Origin of the sequence: Paraburkholderia kirstenboschensis (assembly GCF_904848585.1) — a bacterium.
GTDB lineage: Bacteria > Pseudomonadota > Gammaproteobacteria > Burkholderiales > Burkholderiaceae > Paraburkholderia > Paraburkholderia kirstenboschensis.
In genome coordinates this window covers 614,371-640,237 of the sequence record NZ_CAJHCR010000003.1, presented here as the reverse complement: position 1 = coordinate 640,237, position 25,867 = coordinate 614,371, and the positions used below count along the sequence as shown (strand labels likewise).

At 61.3% G+C, this 25,867-nt stretch carries 23 protein-coding genes; 10 read left to right on the top strand and 13 right to left on the bottom strand.

Annotated elements, in window-relative coordinates:
- Positions 1–89: 89 nt before the first annotated feature.
- Positions 90–986, bottom strand: coding sequence for a LysR substrate-binding domain-containing protein (locus JMY24_RS12670; RefSeq protein ID WP_128597876.1), 897 nt, complete (start codon positions 984–986; stop codon positions 90–92).
- Positions 987–1,243: 257 nt separating this feature from the next.
- Between JMY24_RS12670 and JMY24_RS12665 the strand changes: the two genes are divergently transcribed.
- Positions 1,244–1,447, top strand: coding sequence for a hypothetical protein (locus JMY24_RS12665; RefSeq protein ID WP_236597392.1), 204 nt, complete (start codon positions 1,244–1,246; stop codon positions 1,445–1,447).
- Positions 1,448–1,492: 45 nt separating this feature from the next.
- Here the strand turns inward: JMY24_RS12665 and JMY24_RS12660 are convergent, their stop codons facing one another.
- The 3 genes from JMY24_RS12660 to JMY24_RS12650 form a co-directional block, all read right to left on the bottom strand.
- Entirely contained in the window at positions 1,493–3,322 is a 1,830-nt protein-coding gene (locus JMY24_RS12660) for an ABC transporter ATP-binding protein (protein WP_128597874.1), read from the bottom strand.
- Positions 3,323–3,451: 129 nt separating this feature from the next.
- Positions 3,452–4,030: a DUF3005 domain-containing protein gene (locus tag JMY24_RS12655; protein ID WP_128597873.1), complete on the bottom strand. Its 579-nt coding sequence runs from the start codon at positions 4,028–4,030 to the stop codon at positions 3,452–3,454.
- A 252-nt stretch (positions 4,031–4,282) separates the two neighbouring features.
- The gene (locus JMY24_RS12650; RefSeq protein WP_236597391.1) at positions 4,283–4,534 is read right to left on the bottom strand and encodes a hypothetical protein; all 252 of its coding nucleotides are present in this window, start codon (positions 4,532–4,534) and stop codon (positions 4,283–4,285) included.
- A 346-nt stretch (positions 4,535–4,880) separates the two neighbouring features.
- Here JMY24_RS12650 and JMY24_RS12645 point away from each other — a divergent pair, with 346 nt between their 5' ends.
- The 3 genes from JMY24_RS12645 (at position 4,881) to JMY24_RS12635 (ending at position 8,398) form a co-directional block, all read left to right on the top strand.
- The gene (locus JMY24_RS12645; RefSeq protein WP_128597872.1) at positions 4,881–6,341 is read left to right on the top strand and encodes an esterase-like activity of phytase family protein; all 1,461 of its coding nucleotides are present in this window, start codon (positions 4,881–4,883) and stop codon (positions 6,339–6,341) included.
- Between the two features lie 183 nt (positions 6,342–6,524).
- A complete protein-coding gene (locus JMY24_RS12640; RefSeq protein WP_128597871.1) occupies positions 6,525–7,529 on the top strand; it encodes an ABC transporter substrate-binding protein in 1,005 nt (334 codons plus the stop codon).
- 149 nt (positions 7,530–7,678) lie between these two features.
- Entirely contained in the window at positions 7,679–8,398 is a 720-nt protein-coding gene (locus JMY24_RS12635; protein WP_128597870.1) for a haloacid dehalogenase type II, read from the top strand.
- 14 nt (positions 8,399–8,412) lie between these two features.
- Here JMY24_RS12635 and JMY24_RS12630 read toward each other — a convergent pair whose 3' ends face one another.
- A complete protein-coding gene (locus JMY24_RS12630; RefSeq protein WP_128597869.1) occupies positions 8,413–9,888 on the bottom strand; it encodes an NAD-dependent succinate-semialdehyde dehydrogenase in 1,476 nt (491 codons plus the stop codon).
- A 361-nt stretch (positions 9,889–10,249) separates the two neighbouring features.
- Between JMY24_RS12630 and JMY24_RS12625 the strand changes: the two genes are divergently transcribed.
- The 5 genes from JMY24_RS12625 to JMY24_RS12605 all read left to right on the top strand — a co-directional run bounded on the left by JMY24_RS12625 (position 10,250) and on the right by JMY24_RS12605 (position 16,709).
- Complete coding sequence (locus JMY24_RS12625; protein WP_128597882.1) at positions 10,250–10,426, top strand: phage minor tail protein L; 177 nt, start codon at positions 10,250–10,252, stop codon at positions 10,424–10,426.
- A 224-nt stretch (positions 10,427–10,650) separates the two neighbouring features.
- The gene (locus JMY24_RS12620; RefSeq protein WP_128597868.1) at positions 10,651–10,905 is read left to right on the top strand and encodes a PAAR domain-containing protein; all 255 of its coding nucleotides are present in this window, start codon (positions 10,651–10,653) and stop codon (positions 10,903–10,905) included.
- Between the two features lie 10 nt (positions 10,906–10,915).
- The gene (locus tag JMY24_RS12615; protein WP_128597867.1) at positions 10,916–14,800 is read left to right on the top strand and encodes a type VI secretion system Vgr family protein; all 3,885 of its coding nucleotides are present in this window, start codon (positions 10,916–10,918) and stop codon (positions 14,798–14,800) included.
- A 61-nt stretch (positions 14,801–14,861) separates the two neighbouring features.
- The gene (locus JMY24_RS12610; RefSeq protein ID WP_236597390.1) at positions 14,862–15,671 is read left to right on the top strand and encodes a hypothetical protein; all 810 of its coding nucleotides are present in this window, start codon (positions 14,862–14,864) and stop codon (positions 15,669–15,671) included.
- A gap of 168 nt (positions 15,672–15,839) precedes the next feature.
- Positions 15,840–16,709 carry a hypothetical protein gene (locus JMY24_RS12605; RefSeq protein WP_201702149.1) on the top strand — a complete coding sequence of 290 codons (870 nt, stop codon included), beginning with the start codon at positions 15,840–15,842 and terminating at the stop codon, positions 16,707–16,709.
- A gap of 278 nt (positions 16,710–16,987) precedes the next feature.
- On the opposite strand, the gene JMY24_RS12600 is transcribed toward JMY24_RS12605, so the two are convergent.
- The 5 genes from JMY24_RS12600 to JMY24_RS12580 all read right to left on the bottom strand — a co-directional run bounded on the left by JMY24_RS12600 (position 16,988) and on the right by JMY24_RS12580 (position 21,714).
- Positions 16,988–17,302: a hypothetical protein gene (locus JMY24_RS12600; protein ID WP_128597865.1), complete on the bottom strand. Its 315-nt coding sequence runs from the start codon at positions 17,300–17,302 to the stop codon at positions 16,988–16,990.
- Between the two features lie 215 nt (positions 17,303–17,517).
- A complete protein-coding gene (locus tag JMY24_RS12595; protein WP_201702148.1) occupies positions 17,518–18,876 on the bottom strand; it encodes an MFS transporter in 1,359 nt (452 codons plus the stop codon).
- A 350-nt stretch (positions 18,877–19,226) separates the two neighbouring features.
- On the bottom strand, positions 19,227–19,571 hold the full coding sequence (locus JMY24_RS12590; RefSeq protein ID WP_128597864.1) for a cupin domain-containing protein: 345 nt from the start codon (positions 19,569–19,571) through the stop codon (positions 19,227–19,229).
- Positions 19,572–19,607: 36 nt separating this feature from the next.
- Complete coding sequence (locus tag JMY24_RS12585) at positions 19,608–20,597, bottom strand: M14 family metallopeptidase (protein ID WP_128597863.1); 990 nt, start codon at positions 20,595–20,597, stop codon at positions 19,608–19,610.
- Between the two features lie 34 nt (positions 20,598–20,631).
- Positions 20,632–21,714 (bottom strand): tartrate dehydrogenase, encoded by a 1,083-nt coding sequence (locus tag JMY24_RS12580; RefSeq protein WP_128597862.1) that lies wholly within the window; start codon positions 21,712–21,714, stop codon positions 20,632–20,634.
- A 135-nt stretch (positions 21,715–21,849) separates the two neighbouring features.
- Here JMY24_RS12580 and JMY24_RS12575 point away from each other — a divergent pair, with 135 nt between their 5' ends.
- Positions 21,850–22,773, top strand: a complete 924-nt coding sequence (locus JMY24_RS12575; RefSeq protein ID WP_087753017.1) for a LysR substrate-binding domain-containing protein — start codon at positions 21,850–21,852, stop codon at positions 22,771–22,773.
- 6 nt (positions 22,774–22,779) lie between these two features.
- Here JMY24_RS12575 and JMY24_RS12570 read toward each other — a convergent pair whose 3' ends face one another.
- From JMY24_RS12570 to JMY24_RS12560, 3 genes are all read right to left on the bottom strand, one after another.
- Positions 22,780–23,277, bottom strand: coding sequence for an Lrp/AsnC family transcriptional regulator (locus JMY24_RS12570; RefSeq protein WP_020071324.1), 498 nt, complete (start codon positions 23,275–23,277; stop codon positions 22,780–22,782).
- A gap of 53 nt (positions 23,278–23,330) precedes the next feature.
- Positions 23,331–24,752, bottom strand: a complete 1,422-nt coding sequence (locus JMY24_RS12565; protein ID WP_128597861.1) for an aspartate aminotransferase family protein — start codon at positions 24,750–24,752, stop codon at positions 23,331–23,333.
- 185 nt (positions 24,753–24,937) lie between these two features.
- Complete coding sequence (locus tag JMY24_RS12560; RefSeq protein ID WP_128597860.1) at positions 24,938–25,864, bottom strand: 2-hydroxyacid dehydrogenase; 927 nt, start codon at positions 25,862–25,864, stop codon at positions 24,938–24,940.
- Positions 25,865–25,867: the final 3 nt, after the last annotated feature.

Sequence of the window (25,867 nt, the reverse complement as noted above, 5' to 3'; positions counted from 1 at the left end):
CGCCTGCTGCGCCGCGGTTTGCGGCCTGCGGAGCAATCCGCCGAATGAGGAGGGTGCTGGAATACCCTGGTGCCGATCTGCCGGTGTTTCTAAGCCGCACGTTCCCTATGGCCGATTTCCCGGTCGATCCACGCGATGAATCGCGCAACCCGTGGCAATTCCGCATTCTGCGGCGGACACACCAGATGATGCGCGCCGACCTCGACCGCATGCGAGTGATCGAACACCGGCACGAGCGCGCCTTCCTTGATCCGCACCGACGCGAGCATCAGACTTTCGAGCGCGATGCCGAGCCCGAGCGCCGCCGTTTCGAGCGACATGTACGAGCGGTCGAAAGAGAAGTCGAATGTCTTGTGCGCGGCGGAGACACCGGTGCGCCCAAACCATTGCTTCCACTGAACAAGCGGCGTCTCCGAGTAGATCAGCCGATGGGCGAGCAGATCTTCCGGCGTCTTCACCGGATGGCTCTGCAAATATGCCGGCGACGCAAGCGGCGCGATGAACTCGTTGCGCAGCGTCCGCACTTCGAGATCGCGCCAGTTCGCATAACCGTGACGTATGTCGATGTCGTAATAGCCGCTCGTGAACGACACATCTTCGTACGAGCATGCGAGGTTTAGTTGAATGTCCCCGTTCGCTTCCTGAAACGATGCGAGCCGCGGCAGCAGCCACATCAGCCCGAAGCTTGGGCTCGAATGCACGCGCAGAATGTCGACCTCGGTGCGGCTCGACGCGCGCTCGGTCGCGCGGCTCAGGTCCGCAAGAGAACCGGTGACGTCCGACAGATAGCGCTCGCCTGTCGGCGTAAGCACGAGGCCCCGGCCCGAGCGGTAGAACAGCGCCTGGCCGACGATCGACTCCAGATTGCTGATCTGATGACTCACCGCAGATGCAGTCAGCCCAAGCTCTTCCGACGCACGATTGACGCTCCCAGTTCGGGCCACGCTCTCGAAAGCGATGATGGCTTTGACGGGCGGTATGCGCATGGTGAAGTCTTCTGAGTGCGGTTGTGAAATGTTCCCGATGCTGGCCATACGAAGGCAAGCACAGTAGTGCGGTAAACCATGAACCCGTCTGGCGCAACGCAGCAAGCGCGCAGACGCAGCCCCGATTATCCGTCAATCGTCCGTGACTGCTTTGCCGGTACGTGCTTTGCTGGATCGATGCAGGCGACGAAGCGGACCCGCGATCGCTGGCGGCAACGGCATGGAGGCGTGGCATGGGATGTGGCGCGAAAGGTGTCATGACGCTCGGGAAGGAAACAGATATTGCCGGCGAGGAAATGCTCAATATGCAGCATCTGGAAGCGAGCGCGGACGGCGAGTTCGTTTTGCTGGTCGAAACGGAGCGCTCCGAATGGGGCGTTCAGCAGCAGACCAGTTACCGGATGCCCGCAAAGCGTCTGATCGAGTTGATCAGAACAGCAGGCGAGCGCGTGGACGGCTAGCGTTTGCCGCGTACTCCTTTCCATGCAGCAGCATGGGCAGGCGGCTCAGTTGAGCGTAGGCGCGGGGGTGCGCCGGCCGCGGCGCGCGAGCGTGTCGCGATAGATGCCCGGCACTTTGGCAAGTTGCGCAGGCGTGCCTTCCTGAACGACGCGGCCGCGATTCATCACGATGATCCTGTCGAACGACTGCAACGTCGACAGCCGGTGCGCAATCGCAATCACCGTCCGATTCTGCATGAGGCGTTCGAGCGCCGCTTGAATGACGATTTCCGAAGCGGTGTCGAGCGCGGAAGTTGCCTCGTCGAGCAGAAGTATCGGCGAGTCCTTCAGGATCGCGCGGGCAATCGCTATGCGCTGGCGCTGTCCGCCGGAGAGCTTTGCGCCGCGGTCGCCTGCTATCGTGTTCAAGCCGTCCGGCAATGCCCCGATGAAATCCATGCAGCTGGCGTCTTCGCATGCGCGTTTCACGTCCGCTTCGCTTGCATCGGGACAGCCATAGCGAATGTTGTCGAGCAACGAGCGATGAAGTAGCGTGACGTCTTGCGGCACGACCGAGATCGCCGCTTGCAGGCTTTCCAGCGTCACTTGCGAAATGTCCTGGCCGGAAATGCGTACGCATCCGGCGGCCGGCTCGTAGAAGTGCTGAAGCAGCGCGAGCACGGTCGATTTTCCCGCGCCGGACGGCCCGACCAGTCCCACGCGTTCCCCTGCCTGAATGTGCAGCGTCAACTCGTTCAATACCGGCCTGCGGCCCGGATAAGCGAACGAGACATTGTCGAAATCGACCGTTGCCTCACGCACCGCCAACGGTATTGCTTTGGGCGCTTCGGGCATCGAATAGGGCGTCAGCAAGGTTTGCGATGCTTCCGCGAGACGCGCCACGTGCTGCGTCAAATCGACGAACGCGACCGCGACGTCGCGCGAACCATGCAGAATCGAAAAGCCCAGGGAGCCGACGAGAACCACGTCGCCGGTGCTCGCCCTGCCTTGCGTCCAGAGCCAGACGGTCCAGCCGAGCACGCCCGCCGACAGCACCACGGTGGCAAGCGCATGCAGGATGCGCAGCTTCTCCAGATATAGCAGACTGCGCTTGCGCGTAACCGCCTCGGCTTCGAGATGGCCGTCGAAGCGCCGTAGCTCCGCGTGCACCGCGCCGAACGCGCGCACGAGCCCCATGTTGCCGATCACGTCGACCAGTTCGCCGTCTACCGAAGCGGCCTGGCTCGCGAACGCCTCGTGCCGCGACGTGCCCTTGCGGGCGAGCCAGAACAGACACCCGGTGAGGGCCGCAGAAATGGCGACGAGCGCGGCGCTCATCGGAAGGCTCACGGTCGCCACCATCACGATCGCGCCGATCACGGTCAGCGTCGGCGGCAACGCGGTCCATGCAACCGTATTTTCGATCACGTACACCGCGTTCGCCGTGGCCGACACGCGGCTCGACAAAACGCCTGGCTGTTTGTCCGCGAAAAACGATGGCGCATGTCCCGTCAGATACTCGAACATGTCCTGGCGGATGTCACCCGTGACGCGCACGAATGCGCGCGCCGCGACCCAGCCGGCGACGCGCCACATCAGGTTGTCCGCGAGAATGAGGACGACGAGCACGCCAAACGCGTACACGACCGTCTGGGGATGCGCGCGTCCGCGCGGCAGCGCGTCGATCAGATTGCGGATGCCGTATTGCGACGCGAGCGCGAACCCAACCGCGGCCACGACGCTGACGAGCATGATGACGTGCGCCACTTTGTGGCGCGCCACGTAGCGCCAGATTAGACGAACCGGCCGACCCGCGTAGCGGGATAAGACGCGCGAGCGCCGCCGTCCGCGCACGCGGCTAGCGCGACTCCGATCGCTCCGATCGACGAGTTCCATGGTGCACTTCCGAACTGGTGCGCCGGCAGGCGACGGCGGGTCCCTTCCGGGGAGGAAGGCGCGCCATGGGTCCGGCGAACACGCTATGCAAGCCTCATGCCTTGCGCAGCCGCGCCGGATTACCGCAGTTTACGTTGGCTTGTTGCTTGCGCTGCGGGCGTCGAACTGTATGACGTGTTCTGCCAATGAGCCGTTCCTTCGCTCGATGTAGACGGTGCCGCGATACGACACCTGCCAGCCGTCGCGCGCCGCAACGAGCGGCATATTTCCGCCGGCGCGGCTTTCTATGCCGCCCAAGCCCGTTGCGGGCGCGGGAACGTTGTTTTCGAGCGTCGCGTTCGACGAGATCACATTGTCGTGCCACGGCGACAGTCCCCGCTTTGCTTCAAGACCTTTGCCGTCGGTGTCAACAGTGTTATCGGTCGACGCCGTGTTGGCCGCATCCACCGAGACAGTGCGGCTGCTCGCTCGCTGCACCGGGTCAGGCGAATCGACGGTCACCGCGTCGAGATCGATGGGCGGCAGGTTTTGCGCGTTGTCCTTGCGTCCGGTCGGCTCGGCCGCGCCGGCGTTGCTCTTGCTGCCGAACTCTTTCGCTTGCGTCCGAGCGTCTGGAGAAGCCGTTCCGGTTGCGGGGGTATGCACCGGACTCTTTGCGGCCATTTCGTTCTGCTGTTTCTGAGTGGGATTGTCTTCCGCGTTTTGCATATCGCTACTCCTGCCGTTGGGGGCTCCCGGTCGGGGTCGCGCAATGCCTGCCGCTCTTTCCGTTCCGCGAAGTCCACTGCAACCCTCGCGTAAAGGCGTCGCGTGAAAGGGTTACGTGAAGCGTTGAAAAAAATAACCGGCGTCCGTCTCGCGGACGACGTATGTCCCCGCGAAGGCGGGCGCCTGGCTATACAGTCGCAGCGAACGTTCCCGGCAGGTGGATTCGCGGCGAGCGAGGCTTGGCGCAGTTCGTTAGTTGGCGAGACTCGGCGCTGTGACGGCGCCGTAATACGTCGCGGCGCCGGAGCCTCCGCTAGCCGACGGCGCCTTGTAGCCCGCGATGAAATGGCCGTAAATGTACGGGTTGCTGCCGTTCACCGAACCGTCGATATGAAAAGGCGCGAACGCGACGACCGGCACGGGGCTGCCCGTATCGAGCGAGTTGACGACCGGCAGCAGGACATCGGCGGGCGCGGGCACCGAGTTGTAAATCGTATTCTTCACGCCGGATTGAATCCATGTGGTATCGCTCGGGTGCTTCTGGATGTTCTCATCTGGCAGCTACCTGGCATCCTGTGAATCGCGATGTGATGATCCCGATATGAGGACCGATCGGCGGCTTGAGCGAGCGAGCCACCAGACCACGATGCAGCCGCCATGCGCGCTGCGCAGGACGCAAGCGTCACTATTGCGTCACATACCTCACGCACTATTACCGGCGGCCCTTCCTCGGCCAATGGCTGTGCGCCGGCCATCGCTCCCGCGTTTCGAACATTCATGCCGGCAAGTACCTGGATGAAGTCCGGCGCCCGACACGTCCACAACAAGCGCTCCATACAAGGAAGACATCGTGTCTCGTTCAAGTCTGTTTGCTCTGACGGCGATCGTCTCGTCGCTGACGTTCGCGACGACGGCGCACGCCGCGGTCGATCTCATCGCGGTTGGTCGACTTGGCGGCCTTACCGGCGATCTGTCGAAGGAAACGGCGGCACCCCTGGAAAACGGCGTACCGGGAAATCTGCTCGGTGGCCTCGGTTCGGGCATCGCGTACGCGGGTTGCCATACGTTCGTCGCCGTGCCCGACCGCGGCCCGAATGCTGTGTCGTACAACGCGGCCCTCGACGATACGGCGTCGTACATCAACCGTTTCCAGACCTTGCGCTTGCGTCTGGAGCCCAGTGCCGGTGGCGCCGCGCTGCCGTATTCGCTGACGCCGAAGCTGGTCGCCACGACGTTGCTGCATACCTCGGACAAACTCGCCTATGGCACCGGCGCCGCCGCAGGTGTGCCCAACGGTGCGCCCGCGCTCAACGTCCGCAATCACACGCATTACTTCACAGGCCGCTCTGACAATTTCGATCCCGCCCGTCTCTCGACGAACGACCGCAACGGGCGCTTCGATCCCGAAAGCGTGCGCGTGAGCAACGACGGCGAAAGCGTATTCATCTCGGACGAGTACGGCCCTTATGTCTATCGCTTCGACCGGCGCAGCGGCCGACGTGTCGACACGTACAACCTTCCGGACAGCTTTGCGGTGTCCACGCTAAGCCCCATCGGCAACAACGAGATCGCACAGAACACAGCGGGCCGCGTTGCGAACAAGGGCATGGAAGGGCTTGCGATTTCGCCTGACGGCAAGACGCTTTTCGGCGCGATGCAAAGCCCGCTGATTCAGGATGGCGGCACCGACGGCGCATACACGCGTATCGTCAAGATCGACGTTCGGACGGGCAAGACCACGCAGTTTGCCTATCCCCTCACCAACATCGGCACGACGGCGAAGCCGAAGTACCCGACCATCAGCGACGTGGTCGCCGTGAACGATCACGAACTGCTGGTGGACGAGCGAGACGGCAAAGGACTGGGCGACAATTCGACGGCTGTTTTCAAGAAGGTTTTCCATATCGACCTGGCAGGCGCGCAGGACGTGAGCAGCGCGAGCGGCCAGGCCGGCATCGCACCGTATGCCGTGCAGAAAGCGCTGTTTCTCGATGTGGTCGCGCAGTTGACCCTGCATGGCTACAGCGCGAACGACATTCCGGCGAAGCTCGAGGGCCTGGCGTTTGGGCCCGACGTCGTGGTTGATGGCGTGAAAAAGCACACGCTTTTTATCGCTAACGACAACGACTTCGTCGGCACGGTCACCGACACGAACCATCCTGCTGGTATTGCTAATCCGAATGCGTTCTTTGTGTTTGCGTGGGACGCGAGCGAACTGCCTGCATACGTCGCGCAAAAACTCGTGGGCGTCGGCAAAGGGCGTGGTCGCGATGAACACTTCTGTGCATCGGAGCGCGACGACGATCATTGACGCATCCAGTCATTGAGTCACGGCGGCGCGGTTCGTTTGCGCCTGCCATTGCGTAGCGCGCGCCAACGAGGCGCGCCACGCGTCGACGCCAAAGCGCGCTGATAGATAACGTTATCGAAATCGATTCATTCCCATGCCTTCCGCGGCTCGGTACGCTGACGCATCAACCGACCGCGAGGGTTTATGGCTGTTTCTGCTTCCACATCTTTTTCAACGCGACGGCGCATGCTGAAACTGTTCGGCGCCGTTCCCGCGCTTGCCGCGACCGGCGTTCTACATTCGCAACATACGGTAGCCGCGGATCTTGCATCGACCACACTTGTACTCGGCGACCAGGCCGGTGGCACGCGCGCGCTCGTCGAGGCGGCCAAAGTGCTCGACGGTGCGCCATACGCTTTTCGCTGGGCCAATTTTCAGGGGGCAGCGCCGCTGTTCGAAGCGCAACGTGCAGGCGCCGTCGATCTCGCACCGGCAGGGGATTTGCCGGTACTCGCAGCGGCAGTGGGCGATCCGACCTTGAAGATCGTGGCAACCCGCGTGGGCTCGGGCGCGCAACTCGGCATCCTTGTCCCGCCGAACTCCGCGATACGCACGGTTGCCGACCTGAAAGGGCGCACCGTATTTGTGTCGTCGGCACGCGGCAGCATTTCGCAATTCCAGTTGTATGGCGCGCTCGCCGAAGCAGGTTTGTCGAAAGACGACGTGACGGTGCGCTTTATTTTGCCCGTCGATGCATTTGCGGCGTTCGCTTCTGGATCCATCGAAGTGTGGGCGACATTCGATCCCTACTACGGCATTGCCGTGCAACGCGGCGCCCGCATTCTGCGCGACGGCACTGGCATCAATAGCGGGCTAGGCTTTATCACTGCGTCTGGGTCGTCGCTTGCGGACGCAGGCAAACGCGCGGCCATCGCGGACGTGCTGTTGAGACTGCAACGTGCGGGCGACTGGGCGTTGGCAAACCCCGATGCGTATGCGCAAATCTATGCAACGTTGACGCGCTCTCCGCTCGATGCCGCGAAAACGATCACGCGGCGTGCGTCGCTCAAACAGCATTTCGTCAACGATACGGATATTGCCGCGCTTCAGAAAGTGGCCGACAGTGCGAACCACGACGCGATTTTGCCGCGCCGCGTCGATGTTCGCGCGATATCGGAGACGCAGATTACTCGATTGGCGAGCGGTTAGGGCGGTAGGGCGAGCGGTCGAAGTGGCCTTCGGCAATCCACTTCAAGGCCGTCGCCATTTTCGCATGTTGGCGGCGCGCGTTTGACGTCGGTACGCGCACGATAACCTACACTGTGGCTTCTGATCCGCGAAAAAGAGGAGCCCAATCAATGCGACTGACCGACTTCGACACGCTGACGTTCGATTGCTACGGCACGCTAATCGACTGGGAAACAGGCATCTTTGAAGGCTTGCGGCCGCTTCTCGAACGCGTCGAGCAAACGCTCACGCGCGACCAGGTGCTCGAAGCACACGCGCGACACGAGTCGTCGCAGCAAAAGTACACGCCTTACCGGCGCTATCAGGAGTTGTTGCCGATCGTCTATAAGCGCCTGGCGGAAGAGTGGCGCGTGCCTTACACGCTCGACGACTGCATGGCTTATGGCAGATCAATTCAGAACTGGCCGGCATTCGACGATTCAGCCGCTGCGTTGCAGTACCTGAAGCAGCACTACAAGCTGGTCATTCTTTCGAACGTGGACAATGAGAGCTTTAGCTATAGCAACGCAAAGCTGCATGTCGAATTCGACGCGATATTCACCGCTGAAGATATCGGTTCATACAAGCCGTCGCCGCGCAATTTCGAGTACATGCTGGAGAAGCTGGGCGAACGCGGCATCGCCAGGGAAAAGATTCTTCACACGGCAGAAAGTCTCTTTCACGATCACAAGCCGGCGAATGAATTCGGACTTGCCTCGTGCTGGATCTATCGCCGGCATGGCAAAGAGGGCTTTGGCGCGACAATGGACCCGGGCTCCCAGCCGAAGGTCGACTTTCGCTTTAACAGCATGGCCGAACTGGTGGAAGCCCATCGCAACGCTTTGGCTTAACGCGAGCCGATTATTTATTGGTCGAAGCCGCCCTGGCACAGGTATTTGATCGACAGATAATCGTCGAGTCCGTACTTCGAGCCTTCGCGGCCGTAGCCCGATTCTTTCACGCCTCCAAACGGCGCCGCTTCACTCGACACCGCGCCTTCATTGATACCGATTACGCCTGCTTCCAGTTGAGCGGCGACACGGTCTATACGCCGCACGTCCTGCGTATAGAAGTAAGCGGCGAGGCCGAACGGCGTATCGTTCGCGAGACGCAGCGCTTCGGCTTCGTCGCTGAAGCGGAACAGCGGCGCGACCGGTCCGAAGGTTTCTTCGCAGCACACCAGCATGCCGTCCTGCGCGTCGGTCAGCACAGTCGGCGCATAGTAGTTCGGGCCGAGTTCCGTGAGGCGCTTGCCTCCTGTCAACACTTTTGCCCCTTGTTTTAAGGCGTCTTCGACGTGACGCGCGATCTTGTCGATGGCGCGTTCGTTGATCATCGGGCCGATCTGCGCGCTCGGGTCCGTTGCGGGTGCAACCTTCAGGGCCGCCACGCGTTTCGCGAGAAGATCGGCGAAACGCTCATAGACACCGGCTTGCACATACACGCGATTCGGGCATACGCAGGTTTGCCCGCCATTGCGAAACTTCGCTGCGATCAGACCGGCGACGGCGGCGTCGAGATCGGCGTCGTCGAATACGATGAAGGGCGCATTGCCGCCCAATTCAAGCGACAGCTTCTTCAACGTGGCGGCGGACTCGCGCGCAAGATGCTTGCCGACCGGCGTCGAACCGGTGAACGTGATTTTGCGAACGCGAGCATCGGCGAGCCAATCGGCCACCGCTTCAATGCCCTGGTCGCGCGAAGCCGACAGCATGTTCAGCACACCGTCCGGCACGCCGGCTTCCTGTGCGAGGGCGGCGAGTGCCAGTGCTGTGAGCGGCGTGTCTTCGGCGGGCTTGGCGACGACCGTGCAGCCGGCCGCGAGGGCCGGCGCGATCTTGCGGGCGATCATCGCGAGCGGGAAGTTCCACGGCGTGATCGCGGCCACGATGCCTATGGCTTCCTTCACCGCGCTCATGCGCTTGCCGCGTTGCTGCTGCGGAATGATGTCGCCGTAGATGCGCGTCGCCTCGTCTGCGAACCACGCGACGTATGACGCGCCATACGCGACTTCGCCGCGGCTTTCCGCAAGAGGCTTGCCTTGTTCCGTCGACATCAGCCTGGCGAGATCTTCGGTGTTCGCGACGATCAGCGCATGCCAGCGGCGCAGAATCTCAGCACGTTCGCGCGGGAGCTTGCCGCGCCATGCGGGCAACGCGCGGGCCGCGGCGTCGGTGGCGGCGCGTGCGTCCGCGGTACTGCTGTTCGCCACTTCGACGATCGTCTCGCCGGTCGCGGGATTGGTGACGGGAAAGCGCGCGCCGTTCGCGGCGGCGATCCATTGGCCACCGATGAAATTGAGCGGGCGAATCAGCTCATTGCGCGTCAATGCGAGGGACATTGCGTTGCTCCTTGGGTTGCCCTTTTGACAGGATCAGGCGTACGGTTTCTGTGAGCGCGCAGCGGTGTGGAGAGAGCCGCGCGAATCTCGTTCCATAGGCCGATGCTACGCGCGTCCGACAGTCAATGAATCGCCTCAAAAAGCGGCCTACGGTGTGCAGACGGTTTTTTTCGGGCGCCTACAGCATATTCTGCTGATTGCATTGCAAAGTTAGCGCCTGCGGCATGGACCTGTCGACGCGCACACGACAAGTTGCGGTGGTGCGCGGTGCGCCGGCTCCGACTGGCGGCGGGAGCACCGGCGGCAGCAACGCATCGGTCGGCGCGTTGAGCATCGCCTATGACGACCTGCTCGATGACGGATCGCGCCTGTACGCGCGGGTGAGCCGGTCGCGGACGTCTACGACGACCCGACAGCCAACCCGGCAAAAGACGCATGCGGCAAGCGGCTCAAATCCTGCCGCATGCGCTTTCCCCAGTGGATGCCCTTCGGGCGCTTCCCCGGAGCAGGCCAGTATCGTTCACAACAGCGCCCGTGACGCATTCCCGACAGGAATATGCGGCGCGCATATGTTCCGCACCTATTTAATCCTTGTCCGATATTCGTGGGCCACTACTGCGTTAAAAATGACTGCGACCGGGGCCATTGATCCCGGTACGCGGGTCTTAAAGCGGGCTCTGTCCAGTCAGACAATCCATCTTCACGCAGCGGAAGAACATGCCGCTTCCGACTGTGGATCGCTTAATAAAACAGGAGTCACGGATGAAGGATGCAGCAACCGGTAGGGACATGGCCCGCCTTGGGGACTCGACGGACCACGGCGGCAGGATTGTAGAGGCGTCGCACGATCTGACACACAGGAATGTCCGCGTCGCGCTGGAAGGCCATCTGGTCGAGTGCCCGGCATGCGGCGGCAGGTTCCCCATCGAGGCGACCGGAAGGAGGACTCATCGCGGCGTGCGTGTCGCTTTCATAGGTGACCGGACGGCGTGCGGGGCTACGCTCATCAGGGCGTAGGAAACGGCGCATGAAGAATCATTTTCGCAATTACAGCGACATATATAGCGCGCCGGAACGGCCCATGATGATAGACGGCGCGGCCTTGCCCCGGTGGACGCCGCCGCTGACGCCCGAATACTACTATCGCAAGGCCAGATCGCTACCGGTCGAGGACATGTCGAAGCCGGTCCTGATTCCGGTCCACCTGCACGGCACGGAAGCCATCGGCGAACTGTTCCACTACACGGTCCGGGTCATGACCGACATCGACACCTACGTGGAAGCGCTCGATCTGGACAGCATCGTTGGGACGGAAGTCACGGTATCAATCGACGTTCCCGGCAAAGGTACATTTGTGTCTGGCATGCCAGGCGACACGGGGGACGGAAATATCGGCTTCCATGTGCGGAAGATTTCGGGGTACGTGAGCGTTGCGCGGTTTGTACGGCGTGATGATCGCTCCATGGTTTACGAGTTCGAGATTGAACCCGCGCTGAAAAAGGCCACGCTCGGCCAGAACTGGCGCATCTTCCAGAACTGCACCGTGATAGAGGCCATCAGCGAACTTCTACGCGGGTATGCGGTAAAGATTGACTGGCGCATTGCCGGGCCGCTTCACGGGTCGCATTATCCAAGGCGCGACCTGCAACGGCAGTACTACGAATCCGACTACATCTGTTTCAAGCGCTGGTGCGAGCGGGCCGGGCTGTTCTTCTGGTTCGACCATGACGATGCGCACACGCTCGTTATTGCCGACACCATGGGCGCGTTTCATCGGCACGGTGAGGCTTACCGAACGATCCGGTACGCCCCGGATGAAAGCCGGACTGATGAGGAAACCATCGCCCGACTTGAGTTTGCGAGCCGACAGACAGCAGGTAACGCGACAGGCGTCGATCACGACTACACCGAACCGCGCATGCGACGGGCAAACATTCCACTGCGCGTATCCAGTGAAGATCCGCGCGACACGGCGCGCGCTGACCAGGAGTTCTACGAGTACGGGAACACAAGCCAGCCGCTACAGGGGGCGATGGGTCTGAATGCTGAACCGCTCGATGCGCGCGAACAGGCGCGACAGGCCGCGATGGTCCGTATGCAGTCGCTGCGCTGCCAGGGACTGCGCGCGACGGGACACGGCCACCTCCGCGCACTGATACCCGGCAAAACGTTTCATCTGGCTGAACATCCGCTCGACAAGGCAAACCAGGAATACATCGTCGTGTCCACCACCTTGACGATGGAGGCAAATGCCCAGGCAAGCGGCACGGATCAGGCATTTCGCTGCGATACCGCATTCGAGCTTTGTCCGGTACTTGCAGGGTATTTCCGTCTGCCTATAGTCACGCCGTGGCCCGTCGCGGGCACCGAGATTGCCATTGTCAGTGGTCCCGACGACCAGCAGCTGTGGACCGATGCGCTCGGCCGCGTGAAGTGCCAGTTGGTTCCCGACCGCGCCGGGCGCTACGACGAGAATTCGTTTATCTGGCTGCGTGTTACGCAGCCCTGGCAGAACGGGCAGATGGGGGCGGCGCTCGTCCCGCGCATCCGGAGCGAAATTCTGGTTGGCTATATCAACGGCAATCCCGACATGCCGTATATCGCGGGAAGCGCTGTCAACGCAGACAATCCGCCCGCGTGGGCACTGCCGCACAATCGGTGGGTTTCGGGCCTGCGCTCCAGAATGGAGAAAGGCTTTTCGTCAAACCATCTTGCGCTGGACGATACGCACGACAGGCAGCAGGCGCAGCTTGCCAGCGATCATGCAAAGTCGAGCCTGAGTCTCGGCTATATCACGCGTATCGACGGCAACCGGGGGCGGCAGGACGAACGGGGTGAAGGCTTCGAGCTTCGTACCGACAAGCATGGTGCGCTAAGGGCTGCGCTCGGCATGATCGTGACGACTTTTGCACGTACCGGCGCGGCGGGCAAGGTCAAGGAAATGGGCGAGACGCACGCGCAGCTAACGGAAGCGCGCAGTATCCACGAAGAACTTGCGCTGTCCGCACAGCAGCACGGCGCTCAGGATGCCACCGGGGCGCAGCGGGATGTTGCGAAGGCGCTCAGCGATGCAAACGCCGCGCTACGTGGCAAGGCATCGGGCGGTGCCCATGACTTTCCCGAGTTCGGGCAGCCTGATATTGCGGTGTCCAGCGCGGCGAATCTGCATGCGGCGGCACAGGACAATGCGCATATCGTGAGTGGGAAACATACGGCGTTGACGGCGGGCGGCAACGTCGCGATTGCTGCGCTCAAATCGCTGTTTGCTTCCGTGCGCGAAGCGATTGCACTTTATGCCAGCAAGTCGATAACGATGATTGCCGCAACCGGGCGCATACACCTCGAAGCGCGTGCCGATGGACTCCAGGCCATCGCGCGGGAGGACGTGACGGTGACCAGCCAGAACGGGTGGCTGCGGCTGGCCGCGCTGAAGGGTATCGAAATCAACGCGGGCGGAACCCTGCTGCGGCTGACGCCGGAAGGCGTCACAGTTCACACGAACGGGCACTACCTCGTTCACGCAGCGAGCCATGCGACGGATGACCCACAGGCTGTTCCGGTGGCGTTGCCGGTCACGCAGGAGAGTCCGGGCCGGCTGGCTGCGCATCATGTGCTGGTCGAGGACGGCGGCGGGTTCATTCTGGCGGGGCAGCCCTATCGCATCACGCTGGACGATGGTCAGGTGATCGAAGGCGTCACGAACGGGCGCGGCGAGATGCAACTGGCGACGAGCAACGTTGTGTCGTTCGGCCTTGTGGAACTCATGTCGCAGAGCGAGCCGGATAAGGTGATATCGGCGAGCACGACAACGGTATGGCGCGATGACAGCCTCCCAACGCCGGAAACGGTGGAGATGCCGGAAAAGCGCACGACGAAGGTGGGCGGCAAGTCAGCTGAAACGCCGGGCGACGGATTGACGGGCGATGGCAAGCCGCCTGTGTTCGTTGGGTGTGATCCGATGAACTGGGGATTGCGCACATATCACCTTCTCAGGAATGCGAAAGCTGCGGATGCGCCGCCAGCGTTCCAGTACCGGAGTGATATCGAGTACCCGGTTGCAAAGAGCTACACGGCCGCTGTGAAGGAAAGTCTTTGCAAAATCGACTGGGCGAGTCTTGCGGGAAAGTCGGACAAAGAGCTAGCGGCGGTCATCCTGCCAGCGGTCCAGACGCAGATCTGGAATGCACTCCAGGCGGGTCCGTTCGGCATGCCAGAGGGTATCGCAACGGACGGCGGTGCAATGCCCAACATCGTGATTGTGTCGGCTAGCAACGCGGCAGAGTTTAGCTTTCCAATTGGCGCGCATGGGGTTTTTCAAGGCTCAAAATGGGTACTTTGTCTGTCGAGATGGGACGTCGATGGAATTATCACGACCATGAAAGGCGATCCGGCAAAAAATGCCGTGCTGATTGATTTCGCCGACACGGTTTATCACGAAGCGCGGCACTGCCAGCAGCTCTTCTGGCAGATTGCGCTGCTCAATGCCTTTCCCGCCGATTACAGCGCATTCTCCGGTATGCAGAAGTGTTTCAGAAAACTCGTCGGAGACAGCATATTCGATCTGGCCTGCGCCACACCCTTCCCAGATGACAGTCTCGCCCGCGCAGGCATCCATGCGATGGTGGTGTTCTATTACTACTGGGTGATTACCCAGATGAAGGGAGTCGAGTACTGGAAATTCATTCAGGCCGATCTGGAAAAAGTCGAGACCGAAGTCTGCAAGGTGAGAAACGTTACACCGGAACAGGCCCGAACAATGGCAGTCACGTATACGAGTTATCTACATGAACAGGATGCATTCTTGTGTGGTGAAGTGGTCCAGTATTGCTGGACTGGTCGTTCTCAGTTGCGTAATCCAGGCACATGCACAAGCGCCTACGCCCACGTCATCCAGTCAATCGGAGCGCGCTGAAATGGGTGACGACATTACGCCGTCGCAGGAACGGGCGCTATACGCGCTACTTGATAAGGTCATGGAGGTGATGCGCGACGACAGGCCGTTCAACCCGGGCGACCCTGCTTTCGGGACGCTCGAATCGTCCTATTTCATAAAGCCGGGAGAAGCTGGAATACATTACTCGTTTGCGAATAGTGCTTTTCCTGATGCAAAAGTGGATTTCTCGATGTGGACCGACCCACTCGACTATTCTGACGACAGGACGCGCGTGCAAGCGGTCCCCGCCTACTTTGAACTAGCGTTCCATAACGCTCTTGCCGGCATCAATCGCCGCCTGCTAGAACAGCGCCTCGATCTCGCGGGTTACTGGGTAGGCGGAGACGGGGTGCGAGAAGAAGGGAACGACCTCGGGCACAGTCTGCCGCCCTTTACGCGCGAGCATCGTTACCGCTACCGGGCGAATGCGGGCGAGAAAGGACGCTTTCCTGTCAACGTCGAATTCTTTTTTATCGACCCCGCGCCCAATAATCCATCCGGGAAGGCGCGGCTCGATCAAATTACCATCACTCGCTACTACCCCTATCTCACGCCCGCGATGCGCAAGAAAAAGCGCGAGGAACAGAACCAGAAAAAGCGGCAGACCTATGGCTACATGAACCTGTGCACGGGCGCGACGTGCCCGGAATCCGGCGTATGGGAAGGCTGGACAAAGGAAGGCCCGACTGACGTGATGCGGTTCGAACGCGGGCAACAGTTTGACGCTGTGCGTAGTGTGTCGCTGGAACAGGGCGGCTCATGTCCGATGGTTCACGGCCAGTGGTTCTGGCTATGCAGTGTCAATGAGGAAACCGGCACCGTCTGGAAGGGCATTGCGCTGAAGGGCTAAGAGAAGGCGACTGGTCTTCCACGTATGCGAGTTATCTACATGAACAGGATGCATTCTTGTGTGGTGAAGTGGTCCAGTATTGCTGGACTGGCCGTTCTCAGTTGCGCAATCCAGGCACATGCACAAGCGCCTACGCCCACGTCGTCCAGTCAATCGGAGCGCACTGAAATGAGCTACGACATTACGCCGTCGCAGGAGCGGGCGCTACTCCGACTGCTGGATAAGGTCATGGAAGTGATGCGGGATGACAGGCCATTTAATCCCGACGACCCGGCTTTCGGGACACTCAAATCCTCCGAATTCCATATGCCTGAAGGGGGAGGCAAACAATACGTGTTCACGAATGGAGCCTTTCCTGAGGCGAGGATGAATCTGTCAACCCGACCTGATCCGCTCGACTATTCAGACGACAGGTTGAAAGTGCGAGTCGTGCCGGTTTCCTTTGAACTATGGCTCCATAACGCTCTTGCCGGCGTTAGTCGCCGCCTGCTTGAACAGCGCCTCGATCTTGCAGGCTACTGGGTAGACAGCGATGGAATCAGGTACGAAAAAAACGACATGGGGCCTGGTCTGCCGCCCGCTAACCTGCTGCATTCTTACCGCTACCGGGCGAATGCCGGCGAGAACGGACGCTTTCCCGTGGACGTTGAACTATTCTTCCTTGACCCCGCGCCCAATAATCCATCCGGGAAAGTGCGCCTTGATCGAATCACAATCGATCGCGACTACTCCTATCTCACGCCCGCGATGCGCAAGAAAAAGCGCGAGGAACAGAACCAGAAAAAGCGGCAGACATACGGGTACATGGACCTGTGCACGGGCGCGACGTGCCCGGAATCCGGCGTGTGGGAAGGCTGGACAAAGGACGGCCCCACTGACGTGATGCGGTTCGAACGCGGGCAACAGTTTGACGCTGTGCGTACCGTATCGCTGGAACAGGGGGGCTCATGTCCGATGGTTCCAGGCCAGTGGTTCTGGCTATGCAGTGTCAATGAGGAAACCGGCACCGTCTGGAAGGGCATTTCGTTGAAGGGATAAGAGAAGACGACTGGTCTTCCACGTATACGAGTTATCCACATGAACAGGATGCATTCTTGTGTGGTGAAGTGGTCCAGTATTGCTGGACTGGCCGTTCTCAGTTGCGTAACCCAGGCACATACACAGCGACTGGTGAGCCGATCCGAACAACACGTTGTTCGATTTCCACGGCAACGCGTCGAGTTCCCTGGACGCGTTTCGCAACTTGTAACGTCTGCAATAACACTTCGCGCGGCATGAAATAGACCATCGCGAAGCAGGCGTTAGCGCGCTAACGCCTAATCCTTCCGCGCTTGCGCGCAGTCGGACGTGAACGCCATGCTGGCCTGGTCCGGTGTCATGCGCGGCGCGTTGGGCGCGTAAATTTTCTCGATGATGTCGGCAAACGTCTGCCGGTCCGCATCGTCGCGATAGTACTTTGCGGCCTGATCGAGCGCCTGCTCTTTGGTCTTCTTGTGCGCGCGCCAGGAAGCGACCTGGCCGGCAATATCGCCGATCGCAAAACATTGATTGCTGACCGTTTGTGCCACGGCCTGAACGGCCGTTTGGGCGAGGCATCCCGCAAGCAATGCCGATATCATCACGCGTTTCATCACGACGAATCCTGTTGGGCGCAAAGGCCGCAGTTTAACGCGGTACCGGACCCTCGCTGCCCGCGTCGATTCGTCGCTGCGGGCGACTATTTCTTGCCGGGCTCGGCTTCGGTGTCGGTGCCGCTTTTGCTGTTGCTTCTGCGCAGCTTCAAAAGAAAAAGCCGCCTCGAAAGGCGGCTTACTTGGATCAGCAAGGCGATCTCCGTGAGATGCGCTCAGTGTCCGAACGACTCCGCTTTAGGCACCGACGCATTCGCCACATGCGGCCGCGCCGCCTGCTTGATCAGCAGCGCAATGCACGCGATCACACCGGCCACCGCGATCGTTGCGAAGATGCCGGCGAACGTGAAGTGACGGCGCGTGAGTTCTGCCACGAGGAACGAGCCGGCAATGCCGCCAAAGCGTCCAATGCCAAGCATCCACGCGACGCCGGTGCCGCGGCCTTGCGTCGGGTAGAACGCGGCGGCGAGCGCGGGCATCGACGATTGCGCGGTATTCATCAGCACCCCCGCAACGAACACGATGAACACGAGCGCGCCGACATTGCCCACCGCCTGGCCGATGAAATACACGCTCACGGCGGTCAACGCGTAGCAGGCCGCGATAATGCGGTTCGCGTTGAAGCGGTCCATCAGCACGCCACACACAACCGCGCCTACGCCGCCTAGCGGGAACAGCGCGGAAATCAGCGTCGCGCGTTGCGGCGTGAGGCCGGCGTCCTTCAGCAGAATCGGCATCCAGTTGATCGACGCGTAGAAGATTACCAGGCCCATGAAGTAGGTGATCCACAGCATCAGCGAGCCGACGATGTACGCGCGCGACAGCACTACGCCCGCGCCCTTGCCGCCAGTTTGCGGCGCGGTTTCCGTCATCATGAACGAGTCGGCCTGCGCCGCCTCGCTCGAAATGCGCGATAGGGCGGCGCGAATCCGCGCGACCGGCTGATTGTTGGCGACCATGTAGCGAACCGACTCCGGCATCTTGATCACCAACAGAACCAGCAACAGAAGCGGAGCGATACCGCCGAGCAGCAGCACGCTGCGCCAGCCGAAATGCGGAATCATCCACGCGGCGAGAAAGCCGCCGAATGCCGCGCCGAGCGGGAAGCCGCAAAACATCAGATTGATCACGGTCGCGCGACGGCTATCCGGGCAGTACTCGCCCATCATCGTGACGGCGTTCGGCATGGCCGCACCGAGGCCGACGCCGGTGATGAAGCGCAGCACCGTCAGATATTCGATGCTCGTCGAAAATGCCGAGCCGAGGCAGGCGGCACCGAACAGCAGCACCGAACCCAGCAGCATTCCCCGCCGTCCGAGCCGGTCGGACAACGGCCCCGAGACCAGCGCGCCGCACGCAAGGCCGAACAGCGCCGCGCTCAGTACGGGTGCGAGCGCCGGTTTGGCGATGCCCCATTCCGCGAGCAGCGATGGTGCAATGAAGCCGATGGCGGCCGTGTCGAAACCGTCCAGCAGGACGATCACGAAACACATGAAAAAGACCAGCCACTGGAACGGTGAAAACGGATGCTCGTTGAGGAAGGTCTGAACGTTCACAGCGTTGCTGCGATTCATGATGCGTCTCCTGACTGCAAAAAGGCTCGTCGCAGCGAGCCTCGTCTTACTTTACGATCGCGCGCCGTTGGGCGGCGCGCAATGCCTGCGCCTGCGACTCTGTCCGCTTCATCCATGCATGGTATGCGGACAGGGTGGCCGTCGCTATCAATTTTATTTGTTCGTATATAGAACTACGATTCTTTTAGCGAACAAGCGCCACTGTAAGTAATTTGATAACGGCAGGTCAACGCGGGATTACCCGACACTGCTGCCGGTTCACGTCGAAAGGAAAGGGCGGTGAGGAAGCAGCGAATAGTGCGGAGGCCGCGGCGCGCGTGCGCGCGCCGGGTAGAAACTGGAAGAGTCGATCAGAGAATCACATAGATCTTGCGCATGGTCTCGTCCACTTCCCAAAGACCTTCGGTATTGGCTTCGAAGAACAGCGTGTCGCCGCTAGCAAAGTGGACCGTCTCCTCATTGTCGGGCGTAAAGCGCCCATGCCCGGCGATGATGTGCATGACCTCGGCCTGCTTGACCGAGCGGCGGTAAGTGCCGGCCGAGCATTCGAAGATGCCGGTGTCGATGGCTTCCGTACCCTTGATCACCCGCTGCACGCCCGAGACGCGGATCGGCGTGGTGCCGGGCAGGCCAGCCGTGCCCCAGTCCTCCAGATTCTGCAGATTTACGCTTTGTTTGATTTGTTGAACCTTCATGGCTTTAGCTGCCTTTATATAAATGCACGCGCCCGCTCACAGGCCGCTGGTTGAAGTGTTGGCAATGGTTTGTTCGATCTTGCCGAGGCGCACGACCGTCACACCGGGGCGCAGTTGGCGCAGGGAAGGCATGACGAGCATGCAGTTGTCGTAAGGCGTGGTGACGGCTTCGCCGTTGGACCAGCCGATCACGGCGCCGGCTTCAGGGAAGATTTCGAGGCCGGTGTACGGCCCGGCAAAACGAAAGTCCATGCTCGTTGCGACGACCGGTTCCGTTACTCGCACAATGTGCTGTACAGGCGGCAACGGCGCGAGCCAGTCAGGCGGCAGATCGCTTTCGTCGACCACACCGGCGAGCAGCAGGAAACGCGCGGTCGTGTCGCGCGCCACCGCCACGGCACTCTTTTCCCAGTGTTGCCCGCATTCGATCAGCAAGGCGTTCTTCGTGCTGGCTGCGTCGCCGAAGCCTTCATAGTCGCGCATGCGGCGGCCTTCCGGATGGCCTTCGTCGCAGATCACGGTGGCGGGTGTGCCGAGTCGCACAGCGAGTTCGATGCCTTTTTGCAGCGGCCCGGCCACGATCAGCGGCTTGCTTTTCTCGTGCATAGAATGCAGATCGAGCAACGCGTCGACGCTGTCGATAACCGGCCGCATTGCCCGCGCTCGGGCCAGTTCGCTGGAAGTTAGCGACGCATCGTCGAGCACGGCGGCGGTCCAAACGCGGTTGAAATCCTGATCGACGAATCGAGCGGCGTCCGGCTTCGCGGGATCGAAGCTCAGGTAAGCCGCGACGTTCGCGAACGCGAGCGTGAGGCGCCCGCGCCGGGGGCGCAACGCGCGGCGCAGCAGGTCATCCACGACAATTGCACCGCACACCTCGTTGCCGTGCGTGAGCGCGTTGATCATTACGTGTGGGCCCGGCACGCCGGAGTCGAACGTATGAACGTATGCAATGCCCGACGGCGATTGTTCGTGTGCCGAGATGTCGGGGAACTCGACTTCGATGGGATAGGTTTCCATGCTCATGCGAGAGTGTCCTGGCAAAAAGATTGAATCAGCTTCAGCCGAGTTTCGCGGCAATGGCCTGGCCGACTTCGGTTGTGTTCGCCTTGCCGCCAAGGTCGCCGGTATGCGGGCCTTCAACCAGTGTCGCTTCGATCGCAGCCAGAATCGCGTCGTGCGCCTCGCGCTCCTTGCCCTCGTGATTGCCGAGGAAGTCGAGCATCATCGCCGCGGACCAGATCATTGCAATCGGATTGGCGATGTTCTTGCCGGCGATGTCCGGCGCCGAGCCATGCACCGGCTCGAACAGCGAAGGAAACTTGCGGTCCGGGTTCAGATTGCCCGACGGCGCGAGCCCAATCGTGCCGGTGCATGCGGGACCGAGATCGGACAGGATGTCGCCGAACAGATTGGTGGCCACCACCACGTCGAAGCGGTCCGGATTCAACACGAAGCGCGCGCAGAGAATGTCGATGTGCTGCTTGTCCCACGAGACGTCCGGGTACTGCGCCGCGATGCCCGCCGCGCATTTGTCCCACCACGGCATGCTGATCGCGATGCCGTTGCTCTTGGTTGCGACGGTGATCTTCTTGCGCTCGCGGCGTTGCGCGAGATCGAACGCGAACTTCAACACGCGTTCGCTGCCGTGCCGCGTGAATACCGATTCCTGCAGTACGAACTCACGCTCCGTGCCCTCGAACATCACGCCGCCTACCGACGAATACTCGCCTTCGGTGTTTTCACGCACGATCCAGAAGTCGATGTCGCCGGCCTTGCGCCCCGCGAGCGGCGACGGCACGCCGGCGAAAAGACGCGCCGGGCGCAGATTGATGTACTGGTCGAATTCGCGGCGAAACTTGAGCAGCGAGCCCCACAGCGAAATGTGGTCGGGCACCGTGTCGGGCCAGCCCACCGCGCCGAACAGAACCGCGTCCGCCGATTGCAGTTGCGCCTTCCAGTCGTCGGGCATCATCTGGCCGTGCTTCGCGTAGTAGTCGCAGCTCGCCCATTCGATGTGCTGATACTCAAGCTCGATGCCAAAGCGACTCTTCACCGTGTCCAGCACGCGAAGCGCTTCGGGCATGACTTCGACGCCGATGCCGTCGCCGGGAATGACAGCGATCCGATATTTCTTCGACATGTTGTGCTCCTCCATTAGGGCTAGTACTGATTCGATAACGGTTATTTTATTCCTGCAGTTTGGCTCTAAAATGGTCGCTTTAGTTAAGCCACTGTGCACGATTCGTGTACAAACCTCAACGCCAGTGAGCGACCTATGAACGCCGTGCCGTCACCCGATCTCGGCGATTTGCGCGTGTTTTGCGAAGTCGCGCGCAAAGCCAGTTTCAGCGCGGCGGCAGAGGCGTTGTCCGTGTCCGCGGCTTATGTGAGCAAGCGGATCAATGTTCTGGAGACTACGCTCGGCACGCGTTTGTTGCACCGGTCCACGCGGCGCGTGGCGATCACGGAAGCCGGCGAGCGTGTCTATACGTGGGCCGAAAAAATTCTCGACGACGTCGACCAGCTGGTGGAAGACGTTTCGACCACGCGCCGTATTCCCGGCGGCAAGCTGCGTATTTCGAGCAGCTTTGGTTTCGGCCGGCGCTTCGTCGCACCCGCGCTCGCGGGGTTTTCGGAGCGTTATCCGCAGTTGAGCGTGCGCCTCGACCTGTTCGACCGGCTCGTCGATGTGGCCGGCGAAGGCTTCGATCTGGACATCCGTATCGGCGACGACATCGCGCCGCATCTGATCGCGCGGCGGCTTGCGTCCAATCATCGCGTGCTTTGTGCATCTCCCGACTACCTCGCGCGGCATGGCGCGCCGCGTCAGCTAGCCGACCTGTCGTCGCATGCGTGCCTCGCGATCAAGGAACGCGATCATCCATTCGGGTTGTGGCGCTTGACCGTGCGCGGCGAAGCGGCGTCGATCAAGGTCACGGGACCGTTGTCGACCAATCATGGCGAGGTGGCGGTGCAATGGGCGCTGGCCGGGCGCGGCATCGTATTGCGTTCGATGTGGGACGTGCGGCCGCTGCTGGAAAGCGGCCAGTTGCAGCAGGTGTTGCCGGAGGTGACGCAGCCGGCGAACTTGTGGGCGGTGTATCCGGCGCGGCTCGCGCAGTCGGCGAAAGTGCGGGTCTGCGTGGACTTCCTCAGCGAGGAGTTTGCCCAATGGAGCCCGCCGGATCACAGCGCCTGATATTGCCTAGTGATGATTCTGCGAGAACAACGTTTCGAGCGGATAGTGGCTCTTCACGAACGGCGACTTGATAATCACGTAGCTGAAGTATTTTTCAATGCCGATGTCGCGTTCCAGTAAGCCTTCAATAATGCTCTGGTAATGGCTCACGCTGCGCGTGACGAACTTCAACAGGTAATCGTAACCGCCGCTAGCAAGATGGCATTCGACGATCTCATCGACGTCGCGAATCGCATTCACGAACTTCGTGAAGTCTTCACGCCGGTGATCGGCGAGCGTGACTTCGGTGAAAACGATCTGCACGTCGCCCAGCTTTTCGAGCTGGATTTGCGCACCATAGCCGATGATGTAGCCGGCTTTCTCCAGGCGCTTGACGCGAATCAGGCAAGGGCTGGGCGAAAGGCCAACCGCGTCGGCAAGCTCGACGTTGGTTATGCGGCCTTTCTTCTGCAACTGCGAAAGTATGCGCAGGTCAATACGGTCCAGCTTGCAGTCGCTGCTCATCGTAACGTTGTGGCTCCGGCGGTTGGGGTAAGGGGCTCAGGGTGCCCTCTACTCTAGCATGCAGCGGCAGTACTTTTGACCTGGCTGTTGGCCGCGTTCTTGCCGCTTAGCGCCGCCCGAACGTCGGCTTGCGCGAGCACGTCGTCCAGGGTTTTTTCGAGCCGCTCGAACATCATGTCGAAGTCCGATTCGGTGTACGAGAGCGCCGGCGCAAAGCCGAGAATGTTGTCGCCGAACGCGCGGAAGATCAGGCGGTTTTCATACGCGGCAGTGGCAATGCGCTCCGACAGTTTCAGTGCCGGGTCGAATTGCGCCTTGCTGTCCTTATTGGTGACGAGTTCCAACGCGCCGAGCAAGCCGCGGTGACGCGAGTCGCCCACTAGAGGATGCTCCAGCAACGCGTCGAGACCGCGCGCAAAACGCGGTGCGCGCGCTACGCCGTTCGCAAGCAGCCCGCCTTCGTGATAAAGCCGCAGCACTTCAAGACCGATTGCCGCGCTCACCGGATGGGCCGAATACGTGTGACCGTGGCCGACAATCGCTTCGGCGTCGCCATCGGCAATGCCTTGATAGATTTCGTCAGACATCAGCACGGCGCCCATCGGTGCGTAACCGGCGGTCAAACCCTTCGCGACAGTCATCAGGTCCGGCTCGACATTCTCGCCTTGGCATGCGAAGAGCGGACCCGTGCGGCCGAAGCCCGTGATCACTTCGTCCGCGACGAAGAGAATGCCGAGCTTGCGGCAGCGTTCGCGCATCGCCTTGAGCCAGCCGACCGGCGGCACGATCACGCCGCCCGAGCCTTGAATCGGCTCGCAGAAGAACGCGGCGACGTTGTCCGCGCCGAGTTCCACGACCTTCGCTTCGAGCGCGTCGACCGAGGCGGCGATCAGCGCGGCGTCGTCGGCGAAATTGCTGCGGTATGCATACGGCGACGGCAGGTGATGCTGGTTTGGCAACGGCAGATCGAAATTGCGGTGGAACGCGGGCAATGCAGTGAGCCCCGCGCCCATGCTCGACGAGCCGTGATAGCCGCGTTGCAGCGCGATGATGTGCTTCTTCGACGGGCGGCCCGTCGCGTTGAAGTAATGCGTGATGAAGCGGATTGCCGAGTCGACCGCGTCCGAGCCGCCGAGTGTGAAGTACACATGTTGCAGCGACGCGGGTGCTACGCTCGCCAGTTTCTGCGCGAGTTCGATCGCGGGCTCAGAGCCAAAATGGAAATAGCTGGTCGCGTAGGGCAGCTTTTTCATTTGCGCGGTGGCGGCTTCGACAATGCTCTGCTGGCCGTAGCCCACGTTCACGCACCACAAGCCGGAGAAGGCGTCGAGCAGTTCATTGCCGGCCGCGTCGCGCAGAAACGCGCCGCTGGCGGATTCGAGAACCGTGACGCCGCGAGCCTCGTGCGCACGATAGTTGATGACAGGGTGAATCAGATGCTGGCGGTCGGCTTCAATGAGCGATTGAATCGGCATGGTGGGTTCTCGTCGCGGGAAAGGGCTGTTGACCGTTCCATACTACTGATCCGAGGCGATCTCCCGCTTGCCTAAACAATTGCCTGAAAAGCGCGCACGACGCGTTTTGATGCATGCCCTTAGCATTTTGTGCTGCGGACGTTGAAAAGTGCCGCCGGGCATGTATTCGATGACATGTGTGCCGCTCAATAGCCGCGCGTGCGGTCGATCTGACCGAGCATCGGCAGACCTTCGCGATGACGGCGCAAGTTGTCGAGCACTACGTCGACGGCGGTATCGGGCCGCGTGGCGCTGGCGATATGCGGCGTGATGCGCACGCGCGGATGCGTCCACAACGGATGGCCGGGCGGCAAAGGCTCGGGATCCGTCACATCGAGAATCGCGTTGAGGAGTTGACCGCTGTCGAGCGCTGCCAGCAAATCCGGCTGATTCAGTTGCGGGCCGCGCCCGGTTTGAATCAGCGATGCGCCGCGCGGCAACCTGGCGAACAGGCTCGCGTCGAGCAGGCCGCGCGTGGCGGACGTGAGCGGCAACAGGCAAACGAGTATGTCGGTGCGCGCGAGAAACGCGTCGAGCGAGCCTTCGCCCGCATAACATTCGACGCCTTCTATTTCACGCGGCGAGCGGCTCCAGCCCGCGCATGCAAAACCGAAGAGGCGCAGCCGTTCCAGAACCGCGGTGCCGAGCACGCCGAGTCCGAGCACGCCGATGCGCCGTTGCGCAGCCGGCTTCAGCGGCAGTTCGCGCCACACCTGCTGTTGTTGCTGAAGACCGTAGTCGAACAGATCGCGGTGAATCGTCAGCGCGGCCTGCGTGACGTATTCCACCATGCCTTCGACAATGCCTGGTTCGATCATCCGCACGACCGGCACATGCGCCGGCACGCCCGACAGATCGAATTGATCGATACCCGCGCCCACTGAGAACACGACTTCCAGATTGGGAAACGTGAGCGTGGGATTTGCCGGCGGTTGCCAGGCGGCGAGATAGCGAATCGCTGCGGGATCGCCGTGATCAGGCCAGATATGAAACGGTAGATCGGGCGCCTTCTCGGCGAAGAGTTTCGCCCATTGCGCGCCGCGCGCCGGGTCTGCTTTATAGAGAAAAGCCATGAC

What these genes read in the sequence shown, in the direction of transcription:
- JMY24_RS12670 (WP_128597876.1), bottom strand. Translation starts at nt 986, where the DNA reads ATGCGCATACCGCCCGTCAAAGCCATCATCGCTTTCGAGAGCGTGGCC.
- JMY24_RS12665 (WP_236597392.1), top strand. Translation starts at nt 1,244, where the DNA reads ATGACGCTCGGGAAGGAAACAGATATTGCCGGCGAGGAAATGCTCAAT.
- JMY24_RS12660 (WP_128597874.1), bottom strand. Translation starts at nt 3,322, where the DNA reads ATGGAACTCGTCGATCGGAGCGATCGGAGTCGCGCTAGCCGCGTGCGC.
- JMY24_RS12655 (WP_128597873.1), bottom strand. Translation starts at nt 4,030, where the DNA reads ATGCAAAACGCGGAAGACAATCCCACTCAGAAACAGCAGAACGAAATG.
- JMY24_RS12640 (WP_128597871.1), top strand. Translation starts at nt 6,525, where the DNA reads ATGGCTGTTTCTGCTTCCACATCTTTTTCAACGCGACGGCGCATGCTG.
- JMY24_RS12635 (WP_128597870.1), top strand. Translation starts at nt 7,679, where the DNA reads ATGCGACTGACCGACTTCGACACGCTGACGTTCGATTGCTACGGCACG.
- JMY24_RS12630 (WP_128597869.1), bottom strand. Translation starts at nt 9,888, where the DNA reads ATGTCCCTCGCATTGACGCGCAATGAGCTGATTCGCCCGCTCAATTTC.
- JMY24_RS12620 (WP_128597868.1), top strand. Translation starts at nt 10,651, where the DNA reads ATGAAGGATGCAGCAACCGGTAGGGACATGGCCCGCCTTGGGGACTCG.
- JMY24_RS12615 (WP_128597867.1), top strand. Translation starts at nt 10,916, where the DNA reads ATGAAGAATCATTTTCGCAATTACAGCGACATATATAGCGCGCCGGAA.
- JMY24_RS12610 (WP_236597390.1), top strand. Translation starts at nt 14,862, where the DNA reads ATGGAGGTGATGCGCGACGACAGGCCGTTCAACCCGGGCGACCCTGCT.
- JMY24_RS12605 (WP_201702149.1), top strand. Translation starts at nt 15,840, where the DNA reads ATGAGCTACGACATTACGCCGTCGCAGGAGCGGGCGCTACTCCGACTG.
- JMY24_RS12600 (WP_128597865.1), bottom strand. Translation starts at nt 17,302, where the DNA reads ATGAAACGCGTGATGATATCGGCATTGCTTGCGGGATGCCTCGCCCAA.
- JMY24_RS12595 (WP_201702148.1), bottom strand. Translation starts at nt 18,876, where the DNA reads ATGAATCGCAGCAACGCTGTGAACGTTCAGACCTTCCTCAACGAGCAT.
- JMY24_RS12590 (WP_128597864.1), bottom strand. Translation starts at nt 19,571, where the DNA reads ATGAAGGTTCAACAAATCAAACAAAGCGTAAATCTGCAGAATCTGGAG.
- JMY24_RS12585 (WP_128597863.1), bottom strand. Translation starts at nt 20,597, where the DNA reads ATGAGCATGGAAACCTATCCCATCGAAGTCGAGTTCCCCGACATCTCG.
- JMY24_RS12580 (WP_128597862.1), bottom strand. Translation starts at nt 21,714, where the DNA reads ATGTCGAAGAAATATCGGATCGCTGTCATTCCCGGCGACGGCATCGGC.
- JMY24_RS12575 (WP_087753017.1), top strand. Translation starts at nt 21,850, where the DNA reads ATGAACGCCGTGCCGTCACCCGATCTCGGCGATTTGCGCGTGTTTTGC.
- JMY24_RS12570 (WP_020071324.1), bottom strand. Translation starts at nt 23,277, where the DNA reads ATGAGCAGCGACTGCAAGCTGGACCGTATTGACCTGCGCATACTTTCG.
- JMY24_RS12565 (WP_128597861.1), bottom strand. Translation starts at nt 24,752, where the DNA reads ATGCCGATTCAATCGCTCATTGAAGCCGACCGCCAGCATCTGATTCAC.
- JMY24_RS12560 (WP_128597860.1), bottom strand. Translation starts at nt 25,864, where the DNA reads ATGGCTTTTCTCTATAAAGCAGACCCGGCGCGCGGCGCGCAATGGGCG.